The 5,054-nt window shown below is 26.0% G+C and carries 3 protein-coding genes; all 3 read right to left on the reverse strand.

Features of this window, described 5'->3' with window-relative positions:
* Nucleotides 1–448: 448 nt before the first annotated feature.
* Nucleotides 449–955 carry a hypothetical protein gene (locus QM495_RS08880; protein WP_408671751.1) on the reverse strand — a complete coding sequence of 169 codons (507 nt, stop codon included), beginning with the start codon at nt 953–955 and terminating at the stop codon, nt 449–451.
* Between the two features lie 11 nt (nt 956–966).
* Nucleotides 967–2,313, reverse strand: coding sequence for a C10 family peptidase (locus tag QM495_RS08885; protein ID WP_408671752.1), 1,347 nt, complete (start codon nt 2,311–2,313; stop codon nt 967–969).
* 896 nt (nt 2,314–3,209) lie between these two features.
* Complete coding sequence (locus tag QM495_RS08890) at nt 3,210–4,892, reverse strand: phosphoethanolamine transferase (RefSeq protein WP_408671753.1); 1,683 nt, start codon at nt 4,890–4,892, stop codon at nt 3,210–3,212.
* Nucleotides 4,893–5,054: the final 162 nt, after the last annotated feature.

A 5,054-nucleotide genomic window follows, 5' to 3' on the forward strand; every position in this document is an offset into this window, starting at 1 on the left:
TTAAAGAACTCAAGTAATCATTTTTTCCTCCAGCGTGTATTTTTAAGTTTTTCATAACATTTTTTTGAGGTTTTTCCGCAATTACTTGCAACGGTTTAGAATATGAAAAGTTGCGATTTTAAAAACGCAATTTTCCATTTATTAAAATTTATTTTTTTGTGTTTTATTTTTCATATTTTCTCAAATTCAGCAATTTTTTATATGCATTGTTGCCTAAAGTAACTTTTTTCACTCATTATGTGAATCATTTTAGTGTTATCAACTTTCTTAATTGGCGTAATTTTTAATCAAATCCGTTTTGTTACTCAAATCTTTCTGTTTTCATTGCTCAATTTTACAGCGTTTTCATCTGCAATTATAAGCAACGGTGTTGGTATGTAAAAATAGCCGTTAAGATTATAACTTTTGGTTAGCTCTTTTCTGCTATTTTTTATATACCGTGTTATCTTTAGTTTTTTATTATTTCAAATATTCTACCTGTATTTACTTCTGTATTTTCTGTCCAAACATTCACATTGTTATACCAAATTTTATCGCAAATAGTATAATTTTTTCCATATCTGTAATTTGTTTTGATGGTATCTGTTTCAGTATTATTCCATTCTATGTATGTGATTGCATCCTCCATCACATAAGTATTTGGAAATAATTGAAAAGCATAAATATTTTCTTGAGAGTCTTCAGGAGTAATAATTCTGAAATTTCTAGGAGAACTTAAGTTCGGATAGTAAATTTCTTCGCTTCCACCATCAGCTTTAACATAGTATATTTTTATGTTATCACTTAAATAAGCATTTTGATTATTCGGATTTAGCATATCATTACCATTAGAATCTTTAACTGTAAAAATTACATCTGTGTCTAAATTATAGTAATTATTTTCATTGTTATTGTCATCTGAACTGCAAGAAACTATAAGAATAAGTGCTAGTAGCATAAAGATTAAATTTTTCATAATTTTATTTTTTAAGGTTTAATTCTATAAATACACTTTCTACTATATTGAAAATTAGGGTTTTCTACATTTCCATTATGAAGTGTTATTAATACATTATTAACCCAAATATTATTTTTGTAAAACCATCCATTACCGCTACCATTCCATCCCCAATTCATATATAACCACTCATATCTGTTTTCTTGGGCAGTGTATTCATATTGTGTGCCCTCATTATAGATGTATAAATCGTATTGTTGTTTGTATCCATCACAAACCCAAGCGTGTCCATCAAGATAGTACGTTGTAGTTTGTTCCCAAAACCACCATCCATTTGTTTCAGTTTCATAAGTATGTGAACCTCTCATATAAACAGGACGATTATACATTCCTATTTCTTGCTTTACAGTACTAAAATCGTAGGCAGAATATGTTGCAGTAGAAGAATATCCGTAATTATTAACTAGAACATTTCTTACGTCTTCAGAATTTGCCGAAGAACTACCAGGCGAATACTGCATATTAACATTTTCTGGTAAGCCGATATCAAACATTAATGATGCAACTTCTAAACCAGCAGTTGTTGACAAAGGAAGATTAGGCATAGTTGGCCAATTAAAAGTATTTGGCCATTCGTGGTATCTCATTATTTGTGCCATTGCTACAGCAACGCAACCAGTTGGATTATTATTTGTGTAAAAGTTATAAGGAAAACCTTGTCCCCAAGTTGTTTGCATTAAAGGGCCAGCTTGTTCGTTTACTGTGTGGCTATATCTTTTATTTGAACTTGAACTGTCTCCACTTCCTTCACTTCCATCGTCAGGGTTGTCATCTCCAATTCTATCAACAGAATATGGTATTACAGCATCCCACTGTTGCTCTACCTCCTCAATAGGTTCTCTTGTTTCTAAAATATCATTGAAAAGAATATTTTCTGCAATCCAGCTTTTCAAACCATCAGGAGAATTTTCATTAAACTCAAATACTCCAGTTTCTGAATGAGCTACAATTGGAACATTTTTAGTATTTGATGATACTAATACAAAACCATTAGGCTCAATATTCACCGTATAAATTGCCGTTTGATTGTTAAAATCTTTAATAGTTTCTGTTGATTGTACTTTAGCTGATTGAATTATTGTAGATTTGTTATTATTACTTTTTAAATAATTTCTTGAATTGTATGTTTTGTTATAAAAATTTAGTGCAACTTCTCTTGCTAAATCTTCTGTTATTTCAATTCCACTTGAAATTTGATTTTCAGGAATGATTGCAGAAGATTGGACATAAATTCCCTCGTTACTGCATGAGTTTAAAGTAAATGTTATTACTCCTAAAAGTAAAATTAGTCTGTTAAGTAATTTGTTTTTTTTCATAGTTTTTGTTTTAAATTAAAAGAAATCGAAGTTTAAATATAACGATTTTTGTTGTAGAATGATAAAAATGTAGTAATCAATTAAACATTTTGTTGCAATTTCATGGTTTTTATTAATAATCAGACTGGAATTTGTCGTCTCAATTTATCAATATTTTATAAAATTATTCTTAAGATCCGAGTTTCGTCGTTATTTTTGGCAACGGGTTTTTATAAGATTAGTGCGACTTTAAATACGTGATTTTTCCGCCTAACTTTAACCTTTGTTTTTCGCTATTATTTTAATTTTTAGCTAAATGTAAGCATTAATTTTATAAGTTGTTAAATTTAGTAGCTTATTCACTCTGATTTATCTTTCCTTTCCGTTTCTTCTCCTGCTACTTCTCTTTTTCTTAAATTTTTATTTTGATTTAAGCTCTTTTTTGAAACTCTTTTTAACTCGCCATTGCTCCTTTTTTATCTACGTTTCTTCTCTCTAATCCATTCTTTTAGGAAATCTTACGTGGCATTTCTCTTTCCTGTAATTTCTCCGAAATGAAAATAAAATCCAGTTCCTTTAATTTTTACTTTTCTTTTCGCAAAATCTGTGCGATTTGTTTCTCAAATCTATTCACTCTGAAAATTACTCCGCTCTGGAAATCCTTTCCGTTTTATTTCTCAAATCTGTGATTTTTCCATTTACTTAGATTTATATTTTAATGAACTTTTATCCAATCTGAGTTGAATCCGCTATTAAATTTAACGGGTTTTTATAAGATTTGTGCGACTTTAAATACTTGGTTATTCCGCCTAACTTTAACCTTTGTTTTTGTTTATTATTTTCAATTTTAGCTAAATGTAAGCATTAATTTTATAAGTTGTTGCACGCTGCTTTTTTTACTATTAAAGTTCAAATTGTTAATGAGTTAATTTTTTATACTTTCTAAAAGTTCCATTTATATATACAAATCTTGAATTAGGTTCATTATATGATGAATCTGCAATACTTTTGTTCTTTAAAAATGAAGCATATCGGATATTAGCTAAATCAGCTAGAGTATAAAATATATTATCATTTGTAGTCATTAGGTTTTTATGCCTTATTAAATTGGAATATTTATAATTATTTTTAATAAACTTATTTGAACCCCAAATAAATAAAGGTATATGAGTTTCTTTTTCTGTTGGATTAGCAGAACCATAACCAAATAAATTTTCATTTTCAAATAAATTACAACCATGATCTGGAGTAAATAATATTATGGATGATAAATTTTTACGTTTTGTTAATCTTATTATTTTACTTAAAACAAAGTCTTGTAATAAAATCATATTATCATAATCATTTATAAAAATAAATTTATTTTTAAAATTGACAGGATAATTTTTTAGAAAACTACTAGGTTGAAATTTATTAAACAATTTTGGAATTGAACCATGTCCTCCAACCATGTTAATTACTATAAATTTTTTATTATTGTCTTTTACTTTAATAATAGAATCAAAGACAGGAAGAATATCTAAATCAGTATGTTTTCTTTTATATAGTTCAAATACATTATCTGGTTCATTTTTATTTTCAATATAGTCAAATATATTTTGATTAGAAATCCAAATTGTCTTATAATCAGCTTCTTTAAAAAGAGAAACGATAGTTTTTTGGGAATAAGCAAATTCCGGATTTTGAGGAGTAGCTTGAGTAATTAATAAAGGAATTGAGCCTGCTGTTGAATTTCCATTTGAATAATGTTTATTAAAAGATATAAGGTTTTCTATCGTATCTAAATTAGGACTCGTTTTTCTATTATAACCATTAATAGACCAATTACTATATCTAATTCTTTCACCTATTATTAAAATTACAATATCAGGTTTCTTTAAATAATCTATTTTATCTAATATATTAAACTTGAAATTTTCTTTTAGAGTTTTATACTTATTGAATCGAGATCTTGATAGTACAAATTCATAGGTTCTATAAAAGACATTGAAAGGATGTTGTTTTACATAATACTGTTTAAATGTATATTTTATTAAATTTTTACCAGAATAAAATTGTGATGAACTAGAGATGAAAAAAGTTGAAATTGAAATAGTTAATAATAAACTAATTATTGAAAATAAAACTATTAGTCTATTGTTTTTTATGTTGTATGAATATAATCTAATTTTTTTAAGAATTAAAAAAAATAAAATAATTATGGATATTGGTATTAAAAAATATAAATAAAATTGGTGATAAAATTCTATAATTTCACTTTTAGAGGTATAAAATAGAGCTTTAATATTATCTAAAGTTACATAATTGTTTAAAAGGCAAATGTTAACCGTTTCTATAATTGATGAAATTAAATATATGGAACCTAGTATTAAATATGATGTGAAATATGATTTGGTTAATCTTAAAAGAATTAAATCTAAAAATAAAAATAAACTTATTTTAGAAATTAGAATTAAAAAAAAAGTTAGAATATCTTTTTTAAAATTAATTATTATGTCTGGAATTATTAATATTAAAATTGAAAATATTATTATTAATATCTTACTAATTAAATTTTTATTTAACTCCATTGTTCTTGTTTCCTGTATATAATTTATCATTTCCTTTCTTTTGGGTCAAAAATGTATATTTAATCAATAAAATTATTTTCTCAAAAAGTTACGTGCAACGGTTTAGTACATGAAAAGAAGCGGATTTGAAACCGAGATTTTCCATAGTTTTTAATTGAGGTTTAAAATTACTTTAATTTTTCTTTTAATCAT

The organism is Lutibacter sp., from assembly GCF_046055765.1.
Lineage (GTDB): Bacteria > Bacteroidota > Bacteroidia > Flavobacteriales > Flavobacteriaceae > Lutibacter.

Excerpts from the sequence above, each read along its gene's own strand:
- QM495_RS08890 (WP_408671753.1), bottom strand. The coding sequence starts at position 4,892 with ATGATAAATTATATACAGGAAACAAGAACAATGGAGTTAAATAAAAAT.
- QM495_RS08880 (WP_408671751.1), bottom strand. The coding sequence starts at position 955 with ATGAAAAATTTAATCTTTATGCTACTAGCACTTATTCTTATAGTTTCT.
- QM495_RS08885 (WP_408671752.1), bottom strand. The coding sequence starts at position 2,313 with ATGAAAAAAAACAAATTACTTAACAGACTAATTTTACTTTTAGGAGTA.